General features: G+C 72.9%; 9 protein-coding genes. 4 read left to right on the forward strand and 5 right to left on the reverse strand.

Annotation, left to right across the window (positions count from 1 at the left end; genetic code table 11):
- Positions 1–143: 143 nt before the first annotated feature.
- Positions 144–851: an NAD(P)H-binding protein gene (locus tag ABZ896_RS03960; protein WP_360921463.1), complete on the reverse strand. Its 708-nt coding sequence runs from the start codon at positions 849–851 to the stop codon at positions 144–146.
- 121 nt (positions 852–972) lie between these two features.
- On the opposite strand from ABZ896_RS03960, the gene ABZ896_RS03965 reads away from it, so the two are divergent.
- The gene (locus tag ABZ896_RS03965; RefSeq protein ID WP_360921466.1) at positions 973–1,680 is read left to right on the forward strand and encodes a TetR/AcrR family transcriptional regulator; all 708 of its coding nucleotides are present in this window, start codon (positions 973–975) and stop codon (positions 1,678–1,680) included.
- Positions 1,681–1,710: 30 nt separating this feature from the next.
- Here ABZ896_RS03965 and ABZ896_RS03970 read toward each other — a convergent pair whose 3' ends face one another.
- Genes ABZ896_RS03970 through ABZ896_RS03980 form a run of 3 tightly spaced genes read right to left on the reverse strand, consistent with a single transcriptional unit; the run spans position 1,711 to position 12,964 of the window.
- Positions 1,711–2,493, reverse strand: a complete 783-nt coding sequence (locus ABZ896_RS03970) for a mannose-binding protein (protein ID WP_360921469.1) — start codon at positions 2,491–2,493, stop codon at positions 1,711–1,713.
- A gap of 23 nt (positions 2,494–2,516) precedes the next feature.
- The gene (locus ABZ896_RS03975) at positions 2,517–5,168 is read right to left on the reverse strand and encodes a right-handed parallel beta-helix repeat-containing protein (RefSeq protein ID WP_360921472.1); all 2,652 of its coding nucleotides are present in this window, start codon (positions 5,166–5,168) and stop codon (positions 2,517–2,519) included.
- Positions 5,165–12,964, reverse strand: a complete 7,800-nt coding sequence (locus ABZ896_RS03980) for a hypothetical protein (RefSeq protein WP_360921475.1) — start codon at positions 12,962–12,964, stop codon at positions 5,165–5,167. The genes ABZ896_RS03975 and ABZ896_RS03980 overlap by 4 nt, the downstream gene beginning before the upstream one ends.
- A gap of 178 nt (positions 12,965–13,142) precedes the next feature.
- Between ABZ896_RS03980 and ABZ896_RS03985 the strand changes: the two genes are divergently transcribed.
- Genes ABZ896_RS03985 through ABZ896_RS03995 form a run of 3 tightly spaced genes read left to right on the forward strand, consistent with a single transcriptional unit; the run spans position 13,143 to position 14,754 of the window.
- Positions 13,143–14,069: a serine/arginine repetitive matrix protein 2 gene (locus ABZ896_RS03985; protein WP_360921478.1), complete on the forward strand. Its 927-nt coding sequence runs from the start codon at positions 13,143–13,145 to the stop codon at positions 14,067–14,069.
- 31 nt (positions 14,070–14,100) lie between these two features.
- Entirely contained in the window at positions 14,101–14,409 is a 309-nt protein-coding gene (locus ABZ896_RS03990; RefSeq protein ID WP_360921481.1) for a hypothetical protein, read from the forward strand.
- Between the two features lie 15 nt (positions 14,410–14,424).
- Positions 14,425–14,754, forward strand: a complete 330-nt coding sequence (locus tag ABZ896_RS03995; protein WP_360921483.1) for a hypothetical protein — start codon at positions 14,425–14,427, stop codon at positions 14,752–14,754.
- Between the two features lie 57 nt (positions 14,755–14,811).
- Here ABZ896_RS03995 and ABZ896_RS04000 read toward each other — a convergent pair whose 3' ends face one another.
- Positions 14,812–19,386 (reverse strand): FtsK/SpoIIIE domain-containing protein, encoded by a 4,575-nt coding sequence (locus ABZ896_RS04000; protein ID WP_360921486.1) that lies wholly within the window; start codon positions 19,384–19,386, stop codon positions 14,812–14,814.
- Between the last annotated feature and the right edge of the window lie 91 nt (positions 19,387–19,477).

Raw genomic sequence — 19,477 nt, forward strand, 5'->3', positions numbered from 1 at the left:
TCGCCGAACGTCTCTACGCCATCCACGCCCGGCGCGACGGCTTCCGCCACTACTCCGAACCACTGCCCGACTGAACCCGCCCGCGCCGTCCCCGCGAGGGGAACGGCCCGCCGGGAACGGCCGAGCCGAGCAGCCTGTGGATGTCAGTAGCCGATGGTGAACCGGCGCTGCACGAAGCGCGGCAGCTCGGCCTCGTCGATTAGGGCGATGGCCGCGTCCTCCACCGAGATGCGGCTGCGGCCCTCGGCGTCAAGGACCGGCTGGTCGCCGCCGATCCGGAAGCGGCCGGTGCGCTCGCCCGGGCCGATCTCCTCCGCGGGGCTGAAGTAGGTCCACAGCCGGTTCGAGGCGCGCAGGACGGCCAGGGCGTCGCGGTGACCGCGGACCGCCGCGGCGTAGGCGCGCGGCAGTCCGATCTGGTCGAGCGTGGCGTGTAGCAGCTCGTCGGAGTCCGCCCGCACCACTCCCGGTTCGATCTCAAGGCTGCCGGCGCCGCCGATCACGATGAGCCGGGTCCGTGGCCGGCTCTCCAGGGCCTTCAACAGGGCCCGTGCCGCCGTCGCGTAGACGGTCGGGTCGGCGATGGAGCGCCGTACGGTGTCCGCGAAGTCCCTGGCGGCGTTGCCCGGCTGGAATCCGCTGATCAGGACGTCGAGTCCGGGCAGGACGCCGGCGATGCTCTCCGGGTCCAGGACGTCGACGTTCGTCCATGTGATGTCGTCGCGCTGCTCCTCGCGCCGGGCCTGAACGGCGTCCCGGCTGAACGCCTTGACGCGGTGGCCACGGTCGAGGGCCTCGGTGACGACCCGGCTGCCGATGGTGCCGGTCGCTCCGATGACTCCGATGTGCATGGTTCTCCCCCTGCGCATGCAGTAGTAGGACGCCAGCCAGTGTGGGTGACGCCGTGCGAAAACTATACGCCGTGAAGTTTTCATACGTGGAGCAGTAAGTAAACGCTGTAGAGTGCCTGGTGTGACAGTCACGGGAAGGCGCGAGCGGCTACGGGCCGAGACCACGGCCGACATCAAGAAGACGGCACTGGCGTTGATGGCCTCGGGCGGGCCGGACGCCATCACCCTGCGGGCCATCGCCCGCGAGATGGGCATGACCGCCAACGCCATCTACGGGTACTTCCCGACCAGGGACGACCTCGTCACCACGCTGATCAGCGAGGTCTACACCGCCCTGGCCGACGCGGTGGACACTGCCTGGGAGGCCGCGTCCTCAGCCGATCCCGCCGTCCGGATCGAGGCATGGGCCACCGCCTTCCGGACGTGGGCCCTGGTCAACCCCCAGGGGTTCCGTCTCATCTACGGCGACCCCGTGCCCGGCTACCAGGCCCCCGAGGGAGGCCCCGCCCCGGATGCCGCGCGCCGGGTCTGCATCGGGCTCGCCGCCCTTGCCGCGGCCGCCTGGCCGCACGCCCGCCACCGCTACCAGGACAGCGCCTTCGACTGGCCCGACTTCGACCCCGGGCTCCTGGAGAAGGTGCGTCCGGCCTTCCCCGACCTGCCACCCGCGGGCGTCGCCCTCGCCCTGCGCATCTGGGGACACCTGCACGGCCTGGTCGCACTGGAGGTCTACGGCCACCTGCGCACCCAGACCGTCAGCCCGGACAAGCTCTTCCGGGAGGAAGTCGCCCAGCTCCTGGAGACCCTGGGTCTTCCGCGCCGACGCTGAGCGTCCCGGGTGCCGCGAGGCTCCTCGAACTCAGGTGCTCCACAGCACGGTGCCGCCCTCCGTGATGACGACCTTGCCGTCCTTGCGGAGGGTCAGTTTCGCGGACGGGTGGCCGTAGGTGTTCGAGGCCCAGATGGGCCGGTCCTCGCCGTTGTGGACGACGAGGTTGCCGTCCGCCTGGAAGCGGGCCGTGTGGCCCTCGCCGAAGGTCATGGCCGCCCAGGTCGGCTTGTCGTTCTCGTCGTAGACGACGAGGTTGCCGTCGGCCTGCATGGTCATCCGGATGCGGTTGGTACGCCAGGACTCGCCGGTGGAGAGGACGTTCGTGGCCGAGACGACCGTCTGGGTCCACACCGGCGCCGCGGGCTTCTTGGTCTCCTTGGTGACGGTCTTGCGCGTGGCGGTGGGGGAGGGGGCCCTGGTCGTCGGCGGGGTCTCGGGCTTCGGCTCCGCGCGCACGACGGTCGTCCGGGTGGGGGCCGGCTTCGCCGTCTTCTTCGTGGGCGTGGGGCTCGGCTCGGCCGGTTTCTCCGAAGCCGTCGGGGACGGCGAGCGCTCGGGGGCCGGGACCACGTTCCGGGCCGCGGTCTCCCGGTCGGCCTCGTCGGTGCCCGACACGAGCAGGGGGACCACGAGGAGTACGGCCGTCGTGGTCGCGGCCACCGCGGCCGTCCAGCCCGTGGCGGCCCACACACGCGGGCCCGGGGTCATGCCCCGGGGAGCCCGGGCCGGTCTGCGGCGGAAGGTGTCCGCGAAGCGCCGCGCGGGCTCGGGCGCCCCCGACTGCGGTACGGACTCGATGGGTTCGGGCATGGTGTCGGACTCCGGGAGGTGGGTTACGGCAGGTCCTGTTCGTCCAGCTGCATCAGCTGGGCGGGGTCGGGCGCGGTGAGGTCGGAGACCCGCATGGCCTGGCGTTCCGTCATGTGCTGGAACAGCTGCCGGGCCGTACGGCCGTTGCCGAACTGGGCGCCCCGGGGGATGCGTTCGACATGCTCGGCGAGGGCCTTGCGGGCGGCGGCGGTGAGTTCGTAGCGGTGCCGCTGGGCGTGGTGCTCGACGATGCTGACGAGTTCGGCCGAGGTGTAGTCGGCGAAGTGCAGGGCGCGGGTGAAGCGGGAGGACAGGCCCGGGTTCGACGCGACGAAGCGGTCCATGTCGTCGGGGTATCCGGCGGCGATCACGACGACCTCGTCCCGGTGGTCCTCCATGAGCTTGACGAGCGTGGCGATGGCCTCGGTGCCGAAGTCGTTGGTGGCGCCGGCCGGGACGAGGGCGTACGCCTCGTCGATGAAGAGGACGCCGCCGCGGGCGCGGAGGAACGCCTCGGAGGTCTTGGGGCCGGTGTGGCCGACGTACTCGCCGACGAGGGCGCTGCGGTCGACCTCGACCAGGTGGCCGCGGGAGAGCAGGCCGAGCGCCCTGAGGAGACGGCCGTAGAGACGGGCGACGGTGGTCTTTCCGGTGCCGGGGTTGCCCGCGAAGACCAGGTGGCGGCTGAGCGGCGGGGCCGGCAGCCCGGCCTGCTCGCGCAGCCGTACGGTCTGCATCAGCTTGACCATCCCGCCCACGTCCCGCTTGACGCCGTCCAGGCCGACCAGCTCGTCGAGTTCGCCCAGCAGGTCCTCCAGGGTCTCCGGCTCCGGCTCGGGCTCGCCCCGCTGCCACCACTCCTCGCCGGAGGAGGCGGAGCCGGGGGCAGTCCCCGCGAGAGGCCCGGCACGTCTGGCGGGGTCGGCGGGAGTGCCAGGGCTGGACGACCCGGACCCCCCGGCCGGCCCGGACGACGGCGGTGGCCCCGCCGGCCGGTCCGCCAGCGTCGGCAGTACGGCCGTACGGACCCGGATCGCCGCGCAGTCCTCGAACACCGGCTCGGCCCCGTCGGCCAGGCCCACGTCCTGTCCGCAGTCGAAGACCCGGCAGCCCCGGAACCGCGCCTCGGCGCCTTTGCCGATGTGCAGCGCGGGGAAGGCGGTGCCCGACAGGTCGCAGTGGTCGAACGTGCCGTCCGCCGACTCGCCGACCAGGATGCCGTTCTTGCCGCTGTCCTCGACGCGGACCCCGCCGACCTCGGCCGCCGCGCCGCGAGCCAGCACCAGCCCGCTCCCGGCGGCTCCCGAGACCCCGCCGCCCGTCATCACGAGCCGGCCCCCAGTGTCCACGGCGACCCCCGCCCCGCCCGCCCCGGAGATCCGCGTGGAGCGCAGCACGGCCGCGGAGTCGGCGCCGATCTCCACCCCGCTGCGGCGCTGGCCGACGGCCGAGCAGTCCCGTAGCTCGGAGGGCTCCGCCGCGGTCGAGCGCACCCGGAAGCCGGTCTCGCCGCCCGTGACCCGGACCGCCGCGAGAACCACCCGGGCCTCGTCCTCGACATGCACCCCGCAGGACCGGACGTCGTCGAGGGTGCTCTCCGTCATCTCGACCCGGGCGCCGCCCGTCGCCGCCAGCCCGTGGTCGCCGCCGCCGCACACCCGGCTGCCGCTGATCACGGCGACCGCGCGCTCGGCGAGGTGCAGCGCGGTACCGCCCGCGCGGTGGACGACCGAGTCGGCCAGCACGAGGGTCGTGCCGCCCGTGGCCAGTGCGCCATGTCCGGCCGGTTCCTCGATACGGCAGCCCCGAGCGGTGAGTCGGGCCGTGCCGTCGCTCTCCAGGCCGTTGCCGCCGGGCTCGGTGATCCGGCAGTCGGTCAGTTCGGTCCGTGCCTCGTGCGAGACCCGTACGCCCGACCGGGCGGCCCGCTCGATCCGGGACTCGGCGAGCTGGACCTCGGCGGTGTCCTGAGCCAGCACGCCGTGGCGGCCCGCGTCAGACACCGCGCAGTCCACGGCGAGTAGCCGGGCCCCGCCGCGCACCCGCAGCGCCGACCCGGAGGTGCCCCGCACCCGCAGCCGCTCGGCCAGCAGGACGGCGGATCCGGACAGCACCGCGCCGATGCCGTCCACCTCGTCGATCACCGTGTCCTCGGCCCGGGCCCGGGCGTCGCCGGTCAGGTGCAGGGCGGTGTTGCGGGCGCCGCTGAGCCGGGTGCGGCGCAGCAGCAGGACACCTCCGCCGTTGACGGGGTCGGCCAGTTCGGCGGCGAGGTCGGCGCCCGGACGGAGCGCCGCGTTGGCCACCGCAGAAGAGCCCGCCGCCGAGCCGAGCACCTCGATCCGGCCGCCGTTCAGCGCGCACTCGTCAAGCGTCAGCGCGGCCGCGTCCTCCACCCGAACCAGCGCCTCGGCCGGGTCGGTGCCGAGCAGCACCAGGCCGGTCAGCACACAGTCCGGCGCGGTGACGGTGACGGCGGGCCCGGCGGGCGGGCGGACCACCACGGAACCGGCCCCGCCCTCCGGCTCGACGACGACCCGGCGGACGAGCCGCAGCGACTCCGCGTACTCCCCGCACTCCACGACGACGACCGCCCCGGCGGGAGCCGCGGCCAGGGCGGCGGCCAGGGTCCGGTGGGCGCCCCGGCCCTTGGCGGCCACGCGTATCACGGTCATGCCGGGGCCCCTTTGCCCTGGTCACCGGTGGAACCCCCGCCGTAGTAACCGGGGTTGACCGACACGGTGAGGTCCTTCATGAGGAACAGCTGGTAGAAGCTCTTGTCGATCAGCTTGCCGACGGCACCGACGGCGATCGTGTCGAAGAAGCCCCCGCGGTGGTACCAGCGCCCCGCGAGGTTGTTGGTGATGAGGTTCCGCCCGAGACCGGTGCTGACCCCGGCGATCGCGCCGCCCGCCATGCCGATCGCGCCCGCGAGCAGCGCGTCCGTGCCGTAGAGGTGGACCGTGTTGCCGTTCTTGTCCTTCACGCCGAAGATCGCCGCCGTGGCCGCGCCGCCGACGAAACCGGACGCCATGCCGCTCATGAGGCCGACGCCGAAGTCGTAGCCGCCGGACCGCCAGCGGATCACCTTCTCGTTGCCGCCGTACTCGTCCGCCCAGTTCTTGTCCATCGGGCGGCGGGTGTACGGGTTGCCCTCGTCGACCTGGCCGAACCCGGTGCGCCACGGGCCGCCGCGGAAGGTGGCGAGGTGTCCGGCGGAGAAGGTGCCCTTGACGCCCGCGCTGACGGTCGCGCCGAACGCGGCCTTGGCCACGTCCATCGCGCCGAACGGCGTTCCCGTGGCGGCCGCGACGATGCCGTAGACCGCCAGGTTCATCGCGAAGTCGAGGATCCACTCCTGGACGATCTCGACGACGAGCTGCCGTCCGGCCTTGTAGGCGAACGGGGTGTACGTGGACACCCCGCCCAGACTGGGGCCCCACTGCCAGGTGTTGGCCTCGCGCCAGGTCCGGTTGAAGCCGCGGAAGTCGTGCAGGAGACCGGTGAAGTTGGTCTCCCGGCCGATGAGGGAGACCCGGCCGAAGGTGTCGGTGTGCCAGACGTACCCGGACACGGTCCGCTCGTCGATCAGGGAGGTGCCGTTGGTGCCGTAGCGGCGCCACTGCTTGTGCCAGTCCTCGCTCTCCAGGAAGGTGCCGTCCCCGAGCTGGACCTTGCGGCCGATCTCGGTGCCGTTCTCGAACTCCTTCCACACATGCGGGTGGAACCCGCCCGCCGGGTCGGGCACGTACTCGCGCACCCGGTGTGGGACGTCGGTGAGCCAGGAGGCTCCGGCGGGCTTGGCCGGGATCTCCTGGACGACCTGGTTGCCGAGGCTGGTGACCTGGTCCTTGAAGACCGCGCCCCGGCGCCAGTCGTCGAGCCGGGTGCCGTCCGGGCCGTACCACTCGCGGATCCGGTCGCCGCCTCCGGTGCCGAAGTTCCTGACCGTGCCGTCCGCCTGGACCTTGTTCCAGTGCCAAGTGCGGCCGCCCGCGCCCGCGTCGGGGACGGGCCAGGAGCCGACCGTGGTGCCCCCGGAGAGCATCCGGTGGTCGCGGACGAGCTGCCCGGCCGCGTCGAAGTCCTGGTACGACTCCCGGTCCCAGCCCCACGGCGTGACCTCGCCGCGCTGGTAGTTCACCTTGCGGACACCGCCGTTGCCGAGGCTGTCGGTCCAACGGACCCTGCCGTCCCGCATGTCGGTCGCGGTCACCCGGATGTCGTTGCCGGTCCCCGTCGGGTGCGGCCAGGTGTCCTGGCGGGCGACGACCAGGCCGTGGTGGTCGTAGCGGGTCCAGTCGCCGTTGCCCAGGCGGGCCGGGGTCTGCTGCCCCGGGGCCGGGCGGTACTCGACGACCGTGCCGTCGTCCAGGCCGGAGCGGACGACGTTCCAGGTCCGGCCCGGCGCGTTCGGCGTGTACCAGTCGCCGCCGTTCGCGTGGGGGCCGACGTCCACCCGGTCCTGCCAGACGACCCGCCGGCCGTCGATCGTCGGCGAGGTGAAGTCGCCCGCCACGTACGTGCGATGGCCCTGCGGCTTGCCCGTGCCCTGCGACCAGGGCAGGTAGTCGCGCCGCGCCGCGACCCCGTCCGGCATGCGTACGTCGCCGACGGTGAGGGTGTCGCCGTTGGTCAGCTTGCGGACCTCACGGACGACCTCACCGGTGCGCAGGATGTCCGTCGTGGTGCTGCCGCTGACGAACCGCACACCGTGGACGGGCGCGCCGCCGCCCGCCGGGGTCTGGCTGAAGTGGAACACCTGGAGCCTGCTGTCCGACTTCAGCCAGGGCACGGCGCCGAGATCGGTGGCGCGGTAGTCGCCGCTCGCCAGCCAGCGCCAGGAGACCGGGGGCCGTTGCTCGGCGAAGCGGCGGATCTCCAGGAAGTCGCCGTTCTTCAGCGTGACGCCCGCGCCGTTCTCCTTGCCGTGCGCCGAGAAGGACGTGTAGTTCCGCGTCGGAACGCCGTCCGCGCCGATCTCGGTCTGGTGGAAGCGGCGGACGTCGTGCGGGCTGAAGGTGAAGCGGCCCCACTTCTCGTGGACGACGACGCTCGCACCGCTCTTCGGGTCGGTCATGGTGTCGGTGAAGCCGCGGCCGGGGCCCCAGTCGCGGCTGCCGTGCGCGATCGGCCGGAACTCGGCGTCGAAACGGGTCCAGTCGCTGGTGGCGAAGCTCTGCGTCAGCGGCTTGTTGTTGAGGTTCGCCAGTACGTGACCGCCGTCCGGGGTCTCCTGGAAGTGCCGGACACGGGTGTCGAGTCCGTGTGTCTTCGTCACGTCGAACCAGCTGCGGCCGCTCTCGCCCCAGTGCCGGGTGCCGAACCGGGCCACAGAGCCGTCCGCGCCGTACTCCGTCCATCCTCCGCGCTGGTTGAAGAAGCCGAAGGAGCCGACCCCGGCGGTCGAGCGGTACGCGTCCACGACATGGCCGTCCGGCAGCGGGCGCCGGTCCAGGACCTCGATGCCGGAGTTGCCGAGCAGCCGGACCCGGCCGGCGCCGAGGCCCTTGGTGTCGACGGTGCCGCCGTCGTACCAGGCGCGGACGCCGGTCACCGGCCGCGGGGCGCCCGCGCCGTCCAGGGTGACCCGCTGCCAACTCGGCTTGGTGACACCGTCGGTGGGGTGGATGACCCGGAAGTACTCGTTCGGCTTCGGGACGCCCTTGTCGACGATGTTGATCCGCTGCTCGGTGAGCCTGCCCAGGTCGTCGTAGAGCTTGTACTCGCCCGCGCGCGGCCCCCCGAAGCCGTCCAGCCGGTAGCCGCCGCCCTGCGGCCGGCCCAGCCCGCCGGAGGTGACCGGGTTCAGCTCGCCGTCGAGGAGGGTGTGGGTGTCCGTGCGGACGACGAGGGCGCCCGCCGAGTCGGAGAGCCGGACCATGTCGAACTGGTGGGTGCCCTGGCCGTCGTAGACATGGAAGCCCCCGTTCCCCGCGGTGTCCGTGGCCGCGAAGTCGATCCGGCCGTTGGTGTCGAGGAGCCCGATGTTCCCGTCGTGCTCGACCCGGAAGCCCCCGTTCGGCCGGGCGGTGACGGTGGAGCCGTTGAAGCGTGCCAGGGCGCCGTCGAGCACCTCGGCCCCGCCGCCGGGGTGGATCCGCAGGGAGGTGCCGACGGGGGCGCCGCCGGAGTCCACGATCGCGCGGGTGATCTCGAAGCCGCCGGGGCGGGTGGCGACGGTGGCGTGCGGTACGGGGACGCCGTTCGCGTCCTTGAGGACGGGGACGGGGTTGGTGCCGGTCACGGGGGTGTGCACGAGGCCGTTGCCCTGGGCCGGGGGGAGGGTGGCGATGTCGTCGGTGTGGACGCCCTGGGCGTTGACGGCGATGTGGTCGCTGCCGCGCTGGATCCGGAAGGCACCGGCTGGCTGGGGGACCACGGTGGCGCTGTCGAGGGCGGCCGTTCCGTCGAGGTTCACGTGCAGGGTGCTGCCGGTGAGCGGGCCGCCCTGGACCGTGAGCAGGTCGTGGGTGTGGGTGCCGGTCGCGTTGTAGACGGTGGTGCGGTTGCCGGGGGCGGGGACGTGGAAGTCGGTGCCGACCCGGGTGACCGGGCCCTGGTCCACACCGGCCGTGCTGATGCGGGCCGTTGTGCCGCTCGCACCCGTGGGGGTGAGGACGAGGTCGTCGGTGCCCTGGAGCGGGATCACGCTGTGGGTGGGCGGACCGCCCGGGGTGGCCGTCGCGTGGCGGACCGTGCCGGTCAGGTCCACGTGCAGGTGGCTGCCGGCGAGCGGGCCCGCCTGGAGGGTGAGGAGGTCGTGGGTGTGGGTGCCGGTGGTGTTGTGGACGGTGGTGCGGTTGCCGGGGGCGGGGACGTGGAAGTCGGTGCCGACTCGGGTGACCGGGCCCTGGTTCGCGCCTGCTCCGTCCACGCGTACGGGCGTCCTGGCGCCGCCGGTCGGGACGTGCACCAGGTCGTTGGTGCCCTGGAGGGCGATCACGTCGTGGGTACGCAGGCCGTCGGGGCCGACCACGATGTGCCGGGTGCCGTCATCTATCCGGAAGGCGTTGCCGGGCTGGGGGACGACGGTGGTGCCGTTTATCGGGTTGCCGGTGGCGTCGACGAACTGTCCGCCGGTGCGGTGGAGGTAGCCGCCGCCCTCGACGGTGATCGCCTGGTGGGTGAAGACACCGTTCGTGGTGTGGACGTCGACGACTCCGGGCGGGGTCTGGGCCGTCCGCACGTGGTAGACGCCCTGCACCGGGGTGACCGAGCCGCCGGGGTGCGGGACGGCGGACGCGTCCGTGAGCCGCACGGTCGGGCCGCCCGGGGTGGTGACGGCGTAGAGGGCGTTGCCGTCGCCGCCGGTCAGCTGTGTGCCGGTGCGGGTGGGCAGGCCGGTCGCCGGGTCGTAGGTCTCGAAGCCGTTGGGGGTGGGGAGATTGAGTTCGCCGTTGACGAGCCGCGGGGTGCCGGTCGGGGCGGGGCCGGTGCCGCCGAGGTGACGGACGGTGCCGGCGTTGAGGACGTCGATACCGAGCGTCGTCTGCTGGTAGTGGCCGCCAGAGAGGGTGATCAGACGGGTCTCGGCGACCGGGGCGAGCGCGTTGCCGTTGACGGTGAGGTCGAGGCGATGGATCTCGACGGGGCTGACGGTGCGTTCGACGCGGACGAGATCCGTGTTGTTCGGGCCGGCTCCCGTCAGGTGCCGGGTGTGGAGGGCCGGACTGGTCGTGTGTACGGCGGTGATGGCGCCGTTGGGGGCCAACTGGACCTGGATCGCCGCGTTGTTGAGGCCGGGGACGCTCAGGTTCAGCGGGGCAGGGACCGGGACGGCCACCGGGGTCTGGGTCGCCGGGGCGGACGCCGTCGTCGAGGACTGGGCCGGGTTCGGCGGGGTCAGCTGCTGGAGGGGGATGTTGTTGCCGACCGGCGGGACGTGGACCATGCGGATCTCGACGGTCCGGAACGCCAGTGCGGCCAGGTCCACATGGCCCATCTTCAGGAGGTCCACGACGAAGGAACCGCTGCCGGGGGCGCCGCCGGTCTTGGCCGGGGCGGGTGCGGACGGCGTGGGTACGGAGGGTGAGGGCGGCGCGGTGGCGCCGGCGGCGGAGGCCCGGTTCGTGCTGCCCGCGCCGAGACCCTCGGTGCGGATCGGGGTCACTGCGGCCACATTGACGTGGGTCGCGTCCAGGGCCGCACCGGGGGCGTTCAGGTGGGGGACGCCGGTCTGGGCGGCGGCGTGCGCACCGCCGGGGGCGACGGCGTGGACGCCTGTCTGCGAGAGGTCCGCCGAAGAAGCGCCTCCCTGCGGGACGTTCACCGGGGGGACGCCTCCGTGCGTGACGCTTACCGGGGGGACGCTTCCCTGCGCGATGTTCACCGAGGGAACGCCTCCCTGCGCGATGTTCACCGAGGGAACGCCTCCCTGCGCGACGCTCCCCGAGGGAACGCCTCCCGGCGCGACCGAAGGCACATGCACCTGCGCGCTCCCCACCGCCCCGCTGCCCACCGGGGACACGTTCACCGAAGGCACATCCAGCTGCCCGGTCGTCGGCAGGGTGACCCGCCCGACCGCCCCCACCGCCGGGATGTCCGTGACCCGCGCGTCGACGCTCGGCATGTCGACGCGCACGGCGTTCGGCCCGGACGCCACCGAACCGAGACTCGGCACATTCAGCTGACCGGTGTTCGGGACGTCGACCTGGCCGACCGTCGTGAGGTGGACACCGCTCGTGGACGGCGTCGGCACCGCCGAGAGGCCGTCCAGCTGTGCCGCGTCCACCGTCTGCGGGACGAACCGCGCGTCCCCGACACCGAGGGACGTCAGCGTCGGCACACTCACCCGGCTCCCGTCCAGCGCAGCGCCCACTCCCGCGGTCGCACCACCCGCGGACACGTGCAGTCCGTTCCCCGTCCCCGGCGCGGCGATCGACGTGACCGGCCCGAGCGTCGGCAGGTCGAGCCCGCCGGCCCCGCCGAACGCGCCCACGGACGGGATGTCCACCACCTTCGCACCCATGCCGGGACCCGGCGCGGATATCCCCGTGAGCCCGTTGAACCCGCTGGTGTTGACCGTGCCGATGGAGTCCGCGATCGACGCGGGCGGCAGGGCGCGCAGACCCGAACCCAGGCCACCGCTCGCGAAGTTCCCCAGGCTCCCCACGCCGCTGAGGCCGCCCGGGTTGACGCCGGAGAGCGAGCCGAGCCCCGCCCCGGGCCGCAGCACGTCCAGTCCGGCCGCGATCCCCCCGCTGATCTTGCTGCCGGCCCCGAGGAACTGACCGCCCGCGAAGGCGCCGTACCGGTACATGCCGAACACACCGCGGTCGATGACACCGATACGGAGGGCGAACAGCACCCCGTGCCCCAGCTCGTCGGCGGCCACCGGCAGGAAGAACCGCAGTCCGTTCAGCCCGCGGACGCCGTTGACCATGCTGCGGCCGAGGGTGGTGAAGGAGGCACCGAGCCCCCGGAAGCCGTTCAGACCGGTGATCACGGACCGCACGCCGAAGAAGGTCCGCGCCCCCATCAGGTTGATCACGGTCAGCTCGGTGGCGGCCGGGACGACACCGAAGCCCTTGCCGAAGGACCCGCCCATCGTGAAGCCCTTGAGGCCCGGCATGAAGGTCATCGGCGGGATGCTCTTCAGCCCGCCGAGGCCGCGCACACCGCCCAGCCAGACCCCGGTGGCCCGGAAGGCGTCGTCGATGCCGAGGGTGAGGCGGCCGAAGAGCCCGAAGGAGTTGGGGCCGCCAAGGAACAGGTTCCGGGTCCCCTGCCAGGCGCCCGCCCCGGCACCCTTCAGCCCCCTGAACACCTGCCCGATGTTGAGGCCCTTGGTGGTGGGCGCGATGACACCGAGGATCGACAGGACCAGCTCGGTGATGCCCGCCTTGCCCTGCGAGAAGTCCACCGCGGTCTTGATCAGCAGGGCCACGTTGAGCGCGATGGTGAACAGCGCCAGCGGACCGCCGACGATCATCGCCGGGATGACGAGGATCAGCGCCAGCCAGCCGAGCGCCTTCCAGAACTCCTCGCACTCGTCCACCGGCGAGGCGATGCTGTCCGTCGCGTCCCGGATCGCCTCCGCGGCCGTGCTCGCCGCGTCCTGGAGCGTCTCCTTGGCGTCCTCGGCCGTGGCCTTGTGGGCCTCCCGGCCCGCGTCGTCGTCCTCGGCCAGCTGGGCCGCCGCCGACAGCGCCTCGTCCGCCCGGCGCTGCTCCTCGCGCATCGCGCCCGCGTACGTCCGCAGCGCCGACTGCACGTCCACGTGGGCCTGCCGGAAGGAGGTCACGTACTTGCGCAGATCGGTGTCGATCAGATCGCGCAGCGCGTCCGCCGTCTTGCCGACGAAGGCGCCGTCGGTGGTGTTGAGGATCTCGGTCAGACCCGAGTCGATGGTGTTCGCCAGCTCGACCAGATCGTCCTGCGAGGTGATCAGGTCGTCGATCCGGTCCGGATCGCCCGGCGTCGGATCGTCGTCCAGGCCGAGTGCGCTCCAGTCGGCGGGACGGGCCATCGGACACCCACTCCTTGCCACGTCAGGACATCTGCCGCCCTGCCCACGCACCAGGCCCCCCGAAAGGTTCAACCGGAGTGCCGGGAGTTTCCGACTGAACCTTTCGGGGCCCTCGGTGCGTGGACAGGGCGGCAGGAACCCCCGGGCCCTCCGGGGCCGGGACCGAGCGGGAGGTGTGGTGGCCGACTTCTCCATCGACTACGGCGCTCTGCACGAGGTGCAGCAGAAGATGAAGGATCTCGCCGACGACGCCGACTCCGGTGGCGCGACCGGGGTGTTCAAGGAGGTGGGGGAGGCCACCAGCTCCGAGCGCAGGGCGCTGTTCGGCTCCTCCGACCTGTCGTACGCCTTCAACCTCTTCTACAGCCGCTCCACCAGCCGTACCAAGCAGGCCAAGGACGGTCTCACGGACCTCGCCGACACCTTCAGCGGCATCGCCGACGCCTTCTTCAACGCCGACGCCCAACTCGCCAGTGCCGCCGGGCTGATGAGCGGCAGTATCGGCCTGGACGACTGGAAGGGCGACAAGGCCGCCTACGACGAGTGGCAGGAGGACAAGAGCGCCTGGGACGCCTACCTCCGGGAGATCGGCGCCGCCGACTACTTCGCCGAGCACCCGGACGCCGACATCGGCCAGGTCTGCAACGCCGACGGCGCCCCCGGCTGGTGCGAGACCTGGCTCAACGACGACGACTCACCGAGCGACCCGGGCCCCGCCCCCGAGAAGCCCTCCGAGACCCCGCCCACCTCGTACACGTACGAGGACGAGCAGGGCAAGGTCGAGGTCACCGTCGAGCTGGACGACGACTACAACGTCATGAAGGAGACGTCCACCATCACCACCCCGGACGGCCAGTCCTACTCCTCGGTCACCACCTACGACTCCGCGCCCCAGATCGTCGAGCCGGAGAACGGCGATCCCTACGACGTCCGCGACTACACGATGGAGACCACCTACGGGGACGGCTCCACGACCACCACGAAGGTCGTGATCGACCAGGACGGCTCCGGGACCATGACCATCACCGACAGCGACGGCAACACGACCGTCTCCACGCGCTCCGGCCCGGACGAGGACTGGTCGGAACCCGAGGAGACGGACTAGCCACCCCCTCCCCGAGAAAGGTCACTCACGCATGGCAGCCAACATCTCCCTCTCCTACGCCGAGATCGAACGCGTCTCCAACCTCCTCGACACCAGCGTGGAGGAGACCCTCGTCCCCCGCATGGACGAGGCCAAGGCCCAGGTCGACACCCTCCTGGAGAACGCCCTGGTCCTCGAGGTGGCCGGGCCGGTGCTCCAGGGGCAGTACGAGAAGTTCACGACGTCCCTCAAGGAGGCCACCGACAGCATCAAGGGCTTCGCGGAGCAGTTCCGCCAGATCATGCAGTCCATCCAGGACATGGACCAGGACATCGCCGACAAGGCCACCAGCAACGGCTGACGGGAGACAGACACCATGGCAGACAGCTCGGCCGGCACCCCGGACATCCTCTTCGACTACGCCGAGATCGGCGCGGCCACCGCCTCCATGAGCACCAAGCTCAGCGACATCAGCTCCGAGCTGACCAGCCTGGAGACCACGGTGAGCAATCTCCTCCAGGACGGCCTGGTCTTCGAGAAGGCCAGCGTCGCCCTCAAGGACGCGTACGACAACTTCAGCACCCAGATGAAGGAGTCCGCCTCCAACATCAAGTCCTACGCCGACGCCTTCGACGGCATATCGGACGCGATCGCGGAGTCGGACACGACGATGGCGAACGACATCATCGCGGCCCAGCAGGGCTGAGGTCCGGCCGGACGGCGACGAGGGGGCGGTACGGCATCGTACCGCCCCCTTGAGGTCTCAGCCGCCCAGCACCGTCATCGGAACCTGCACCATGATCGCCGTACCCGACTCCCCGGCCGTCCAGCCGCGCCCCGCGGGCAGCGGTGTGCGGACCTGCTCGGCCGAGACGCGGACGCCGATGAGGTCGCCCTCGGCGATGCTCTTGGGGCCGAGGAGGATGCCGCGCCGGGAGCGGCGGGCCATGCCGACCCAGCCGAGGGAGCTCATCGACTCGGGCAGCCCGGCCAGCAGCAGGCCCAGCCGGCGGTCGCGCCCGGCGGCGGCGACCTGCCTGAGGACCTTGTCCGCCCGGCAGCTCAGCAGCAGGTCGGCGTCGTCGACCACCACGACCGCGGGCCGCCCCTCGACCGCCTTGAGGGCCTCGGTGACGGCCTCCGCGGACGGGTCGGGGTCGGCGATCACCTGGGCGAGGTCGTGTGCGGCGAGCTGCCTGAGCTGGGACTCGCGGGGCGTGACGACGATCAACGAGGTGCCGCCCAGCAGCAGGGACACGGCCATGGAGGCGAGCGTCGTACTGCGTCCCGTGCGCGGCGGGCCCGCGACCATGAACGACCCGCCGGACGCGGCGAAGTCGTAGCCGAGGGGCCGTGCGTCGTCGCCGCCGATGCCGAGGAGGGCCCACAGCGGACGGCGGTCGGCCTCGGGGACGCGGTCGACGGCCTCCTGGAAGCCGATCAGCCCCGGGAGTTCCTCGATCCGGAAGGGCCGCCGGGCCGCCGGGACACCCGTGTCCCGTGCCGTCGTACGCCGTCCGATCTCGCGCACAGCGTCCGCCTGGTCGGCGCCGTCCTCGGCCGGCAGGAGCGAGATCTGGGCCTCGATGCCGCTGGGCGCGAGCCAGCCGCGGCCGGGCGGGATGTGCGCGGGCACCTTGTTGCGGGGCATGCCGGCGAGGTTGTAGTCGCTGGGGTCGGCCTGCCGCAGCAGCAGCCGGTGGTCGTTGTGGGCGGCGAGCCGGCCGCCGAGCAGGATGCGCTCGGAGGTGGCGATGACGTGGATGCCGGCCGCCGCGCCCTCGCGGATCAGGCGGACCAGTTCGGTGTAGAGGCGGCCGCCGTCGTAGTCGTCGATCAGGGCGCTCAGCGCGTCCCAGCCGTCGACGAGGAGCAGCAGCCGGGCGGGCCGGCGGTCCTTGGGCAACTTGGCGCGCAGTTCGCCGAGTCCGGCGCAGTCGTGCTGGGAGATCAGCCGCTGACGTGCCGTCAGTTCGCCGCCCAGGCGGGCGATGAGCCGTTCCAGGCGTTCGGTGTCGTGCCGGGAGACGACGGCTCCGCAGTGCGGCAGGGACTCCAGCGCGGAGAGCCCGCCGCCGGCCGCGTCGATGCCGTGGATGTGCAGGTCGGAGCTGGGGACGACGAGGGCGGCCGACCCCGCGACGGTCCGCAGGACCTGGGTGCGTCCGGAGCGCGGCGAGCCGATGACGTAGAGGTGGCCGAAGGTGGCGAAGTCGATGGCGCCCAGGCGCTGTTCCTGGAGCTGCGGCACGTCCAGCAGGGCGTACGGGACGAGCGGCAGCGCGCCCGGCGGGGCGGGCGGGACGGACGGCAGGTCCTCGGCGCGCACGACGTCGGCCAGCGGCGGAAGCCACGGGCTGGGCTGCGGCCGGTAGTCGTCCAGCAGCTCCGCGGCCCGGCCCACGGCCTCGACGAGCGCGCGCAGATCGGTGAGCGGCTCCTGCCCGGGGACCGGAGCCGCGGACAGGTCGTCCTCTTCCGCTACGGCGATCTCGGCGGGGCGGCCGAGGCGGGCCCAGGTCAGCTCGACGGCGCGTACGGGCCTGGTGGCCGCCGTCCTCTCGGCGGGCGTGGCGCCGCCGCGTTCGGCCCCGGCCCAGGCGCCCTGGAACGGGGTGGGCGCCCCGGAGCCGCGCCGGATCAGGGCCCGGCCCGGGGTGCCGGGGGAGATGCTGACCGCGTCGGGGGCGTTGATGATGTCCTGGCTCTCGGCGCGGTCGGTCACCCGCAGCGCGATCCGCAGGTTCGTGTTGGCGCGGATCTCGTTGCTGACCGAGCCGCCCGGCCGCTGGGTGGCCAGGATCAGATGCAGACCCAGGGAGCGTCCGCGCTGGGCGAGGCTGATCAACCCCGGGACGAACTCGGGCAGTTCGCGTACGAGCGTGGCGAACTCGTCGATGACGAGCAACAGCCGGGGCAGCGGCGGCAGTTCGGGGTCGCGGGCGCGCTTGGCCCGGTACTCCGGGTGGTCCTTGGCCTCGACGTCGGCCAACACCCGCTCGCGGCGGCGCAGTTCGGCGTCGAGGGAGGCGAGCGCCCGCTGGACGAGGTGGCCGTCGAGGTCGGTGATCATGCCGAGGGTGTGCGGGAGTTCGGCGCACTCGCGGAAGGCGCTGCCGCCCTTGTAGTCGACGAGGACGAAGGTCAGCTCGTCGGGCCGGTTGACGGCGGCCAGCGAGGCGATCATGGTCTGCAGCAGTTCGGACTTGCCGGACCCGGTGGTGCCGCCGATCAGCCCGTGCGGCCCGTCCCGGACCAGGTCGAGCCGGAGCGGCCCCTCGTACCCGGTGCCGAGGGCGAACGTGGTGGACGCCGGGCGGCGGGCCCACCCGGCGGCCAGCGCGGCCGGGTCGGGCGGCTCCTGGCCGAGCAGCGGCAGCAGCCGTACCTCGGAGGGCAGTCCGGAGTCGCTGTCCACGGTCACGTCCCGGACCGGGGCCAGGGCCCGCGCGACCTCCTCGCACCAGTCCGCGGTGACGAGGTCCGCCCGGACGTCCTCGACGGCGGGGGCGCCGGAGGTCCGTACGGTCAGCCGGTTGCCCTCGGTGGTGACGACCGCCGTGCACTCCTCCGGCAGCAGCCGCTCCCGCTCGTCCACGCACAGGCTGAAGATCCGCACCCGCGGTCCCTGGGTGAGCACCTGGACCACCCCCGGCACGTCCCGCAGCCGCCGGGCGCCGTCGCACACGACCAGCACGTCGGGCTCGCTCAGCAGGGTGTGGCCGAGGGCCGAGGAGGTCTGGGCGGTGGTGCGGGCCTGGATGTCGGCGACGAGTTCGTTGACGCGGTGGGCGGTGCTCTCCGGGTCGTTGCCGAGCGCGACGACGCTGCCGGGCCGGCCGGGGCGCAGGTGCGGCAGCCAGCGCACCCAGCTCCAGGCGGCCGCGTGCTCCTCGCCGGTCAGGACGACGATCCTGAGGTCGCGCGGGCTGTGCAGGACGGCGGCCTGGGCGACGGCCCAGCAGGCCACCGTGCGCGGGGTGTCCCCGGGGCCGGAGACGCCGACGACACCGAGGTCGGCGAGCTCGACGCCGAGCGGCGCGTCGGCCAGCCGCCAGTGGACCTGGCGGTGGTTGGACTCACGGGCCTGGTCGTCGATGCGCTTGAGGGAGGGGCGGGTGACCGTGCCGAGCCGCAGCGTGAGGTGGTCGGGGTCGCGGCGCCGGCGCTGCCAGAGCAGGCTCCCGGGACCGGTGGCGGTGAGCAGTACGGTCGCCGGGTCGGGGAAGGTCGCGTTGCGCAGGTCGCGCTCCTCGACGGTCGCGTGCCGCATCTCCAGCTCCAGCGCGGCCCGCCGCAGCCGGTACAGCCGCAGCGCCTCCTCCTGCGCCTTGCGGCCGGACCGGCGGCCCATGATCCAGTTGCTGACCGCCATCATCGGCGTGAAGAGGATGAAGACGACGAAGTAGAAGGTCCGGAACAGGCTCATCATGACCAGCCCCATGACCATCGGGGCCATCATCATCATGAACGGGAAGGGCCGGCCCCGGCGTTCACCGGGCGGCCCCTGCATCCGTATCGACTCGGTGTCCAGATGCGGGGCGATGCGCGGCGGCCGGTTGTACTCGATCCCGAGCCCGTCCGCCGACGGATTGACGGCCGCGTCCGGCTCGAAGGGCTCGACGAGGCGCAGCAGATGGTCACCGAGCGAGAGATCGGCGTACGGCGGCCAGGACCCGGTCCCGTCGTCCGGGACCGGCAGCCGGCCGGCCGGGGGGAGCGGGGGCTCGGCGGGCAGGCCGTCGGGGCCCGGCCGGTTGGGCAGCGGGGTGTGGCCGCCGGGTCCGCCGTCGTACGGCCCGGCCGGTTCCTCGGCGGTGAGCGGCGTACCGGTCTCGGGGTCGACGGGCGGCGGCGGGGTGAGGCTGCGCAGGCCGTGCCGTGCCGGGTCGAGGTCCTCGGGCAGCCGGAAGGAGACCTGTCCGTCCGTCCCCACGGTGAGCCACACTCCCCGCTCTGGGGCGTCGCCGCCGTCCAGGCGCAGGGCGCAGCCGCGGTCGGTGCCGACCTCGTGGCTCCCGGGCCCCAGCCGCCAGGACCGGCCCGCACCGGGACCGCCGACGTGTCTCACCTCGACCAGCACGGGGTCGGTGGAGGGCGGTTCCCAGGCCCGGGCGGCGGTGCCCGACACGGCGGGTGCGCCGCGGCCCAGGACGACGCCGTTGCGGATGCCGCTGGCGGTCACCGGGAGGTCGGGGCCGATGGGGCGGGCGCCGAGGTAGAGACGGGGGCTGTCCAGCGCCGCGCCCAGATCGGCGACGGTGGCGTCCTCGGGGAGGTCCAGCAGATGGTCGACGCGGCGGCCGGAACGGTCGGTGGTGGTGACGGTCAGTTTCACGGGGTGGTCCGTTTCATGGGCGGGCCAGAGAGCGGGGGCGACTGTCGTAGGCCGTCTGCGGGTCCGTCATGGCTGGTCGCGCAGTTCCCGC

This window comes from Streptomyces sp. NPDC047072 (assembly GCF_040643855.1).
Classification (GTDB): domain Bacteria; phylum Actinomycetota; class Actinomycetes; order Streptomycetales; family Streptomycetaceae; genus Streptomyces.

Excerpts from the sequence above, each read along its gene's own strand:
- ABZ896_RS03960 (WP_360921463.1), bottom strand. The coding sequence starts at position 851 with ATGCACATCGGAGTCATCGGAGCGACCGGCACCATCGGCAGCCGGGTC.
- ABZ896_RS03970 (WP_360921469.1), bottom strand. The coding sequence starts at position 2,493 with ATGCCCGAACCCATCGAGTCCGTACCGCAGTCGGGGGCGCCCGAGCCC.
- ABZ896_RS03975 (WP_360921472.1), bottom strand. The coding sequence starts at position 5,168 with ATGACCGTGATACGCGTGGCCGCCAAGGGCCGGGGCGCCCACCGGACC.
- ABZ896_RS03980 (WP_360921475.1), bottom strand. The coding sequence starts at position 12,964 with ATGGCCCGTCCCGCCGACTGGAGCGCACTCGGCCTGGACGACGATCCG.
- ABZ896_RS03990 (WP_360921481.1), top strand. The coding sequence starts at position 14,101 with ATGGCAGCCAACATCTCCCTCTCCTACGCCGAGATCGAACGCGTCTCC.
- ABZ896_RS03995 (WP_360921483.1), top strand. The coding sequence starts at position 14,425 with ATGGCAGACAGCTCGGCCGGCACCCCGGACATCCTCTTCGACTACGCC.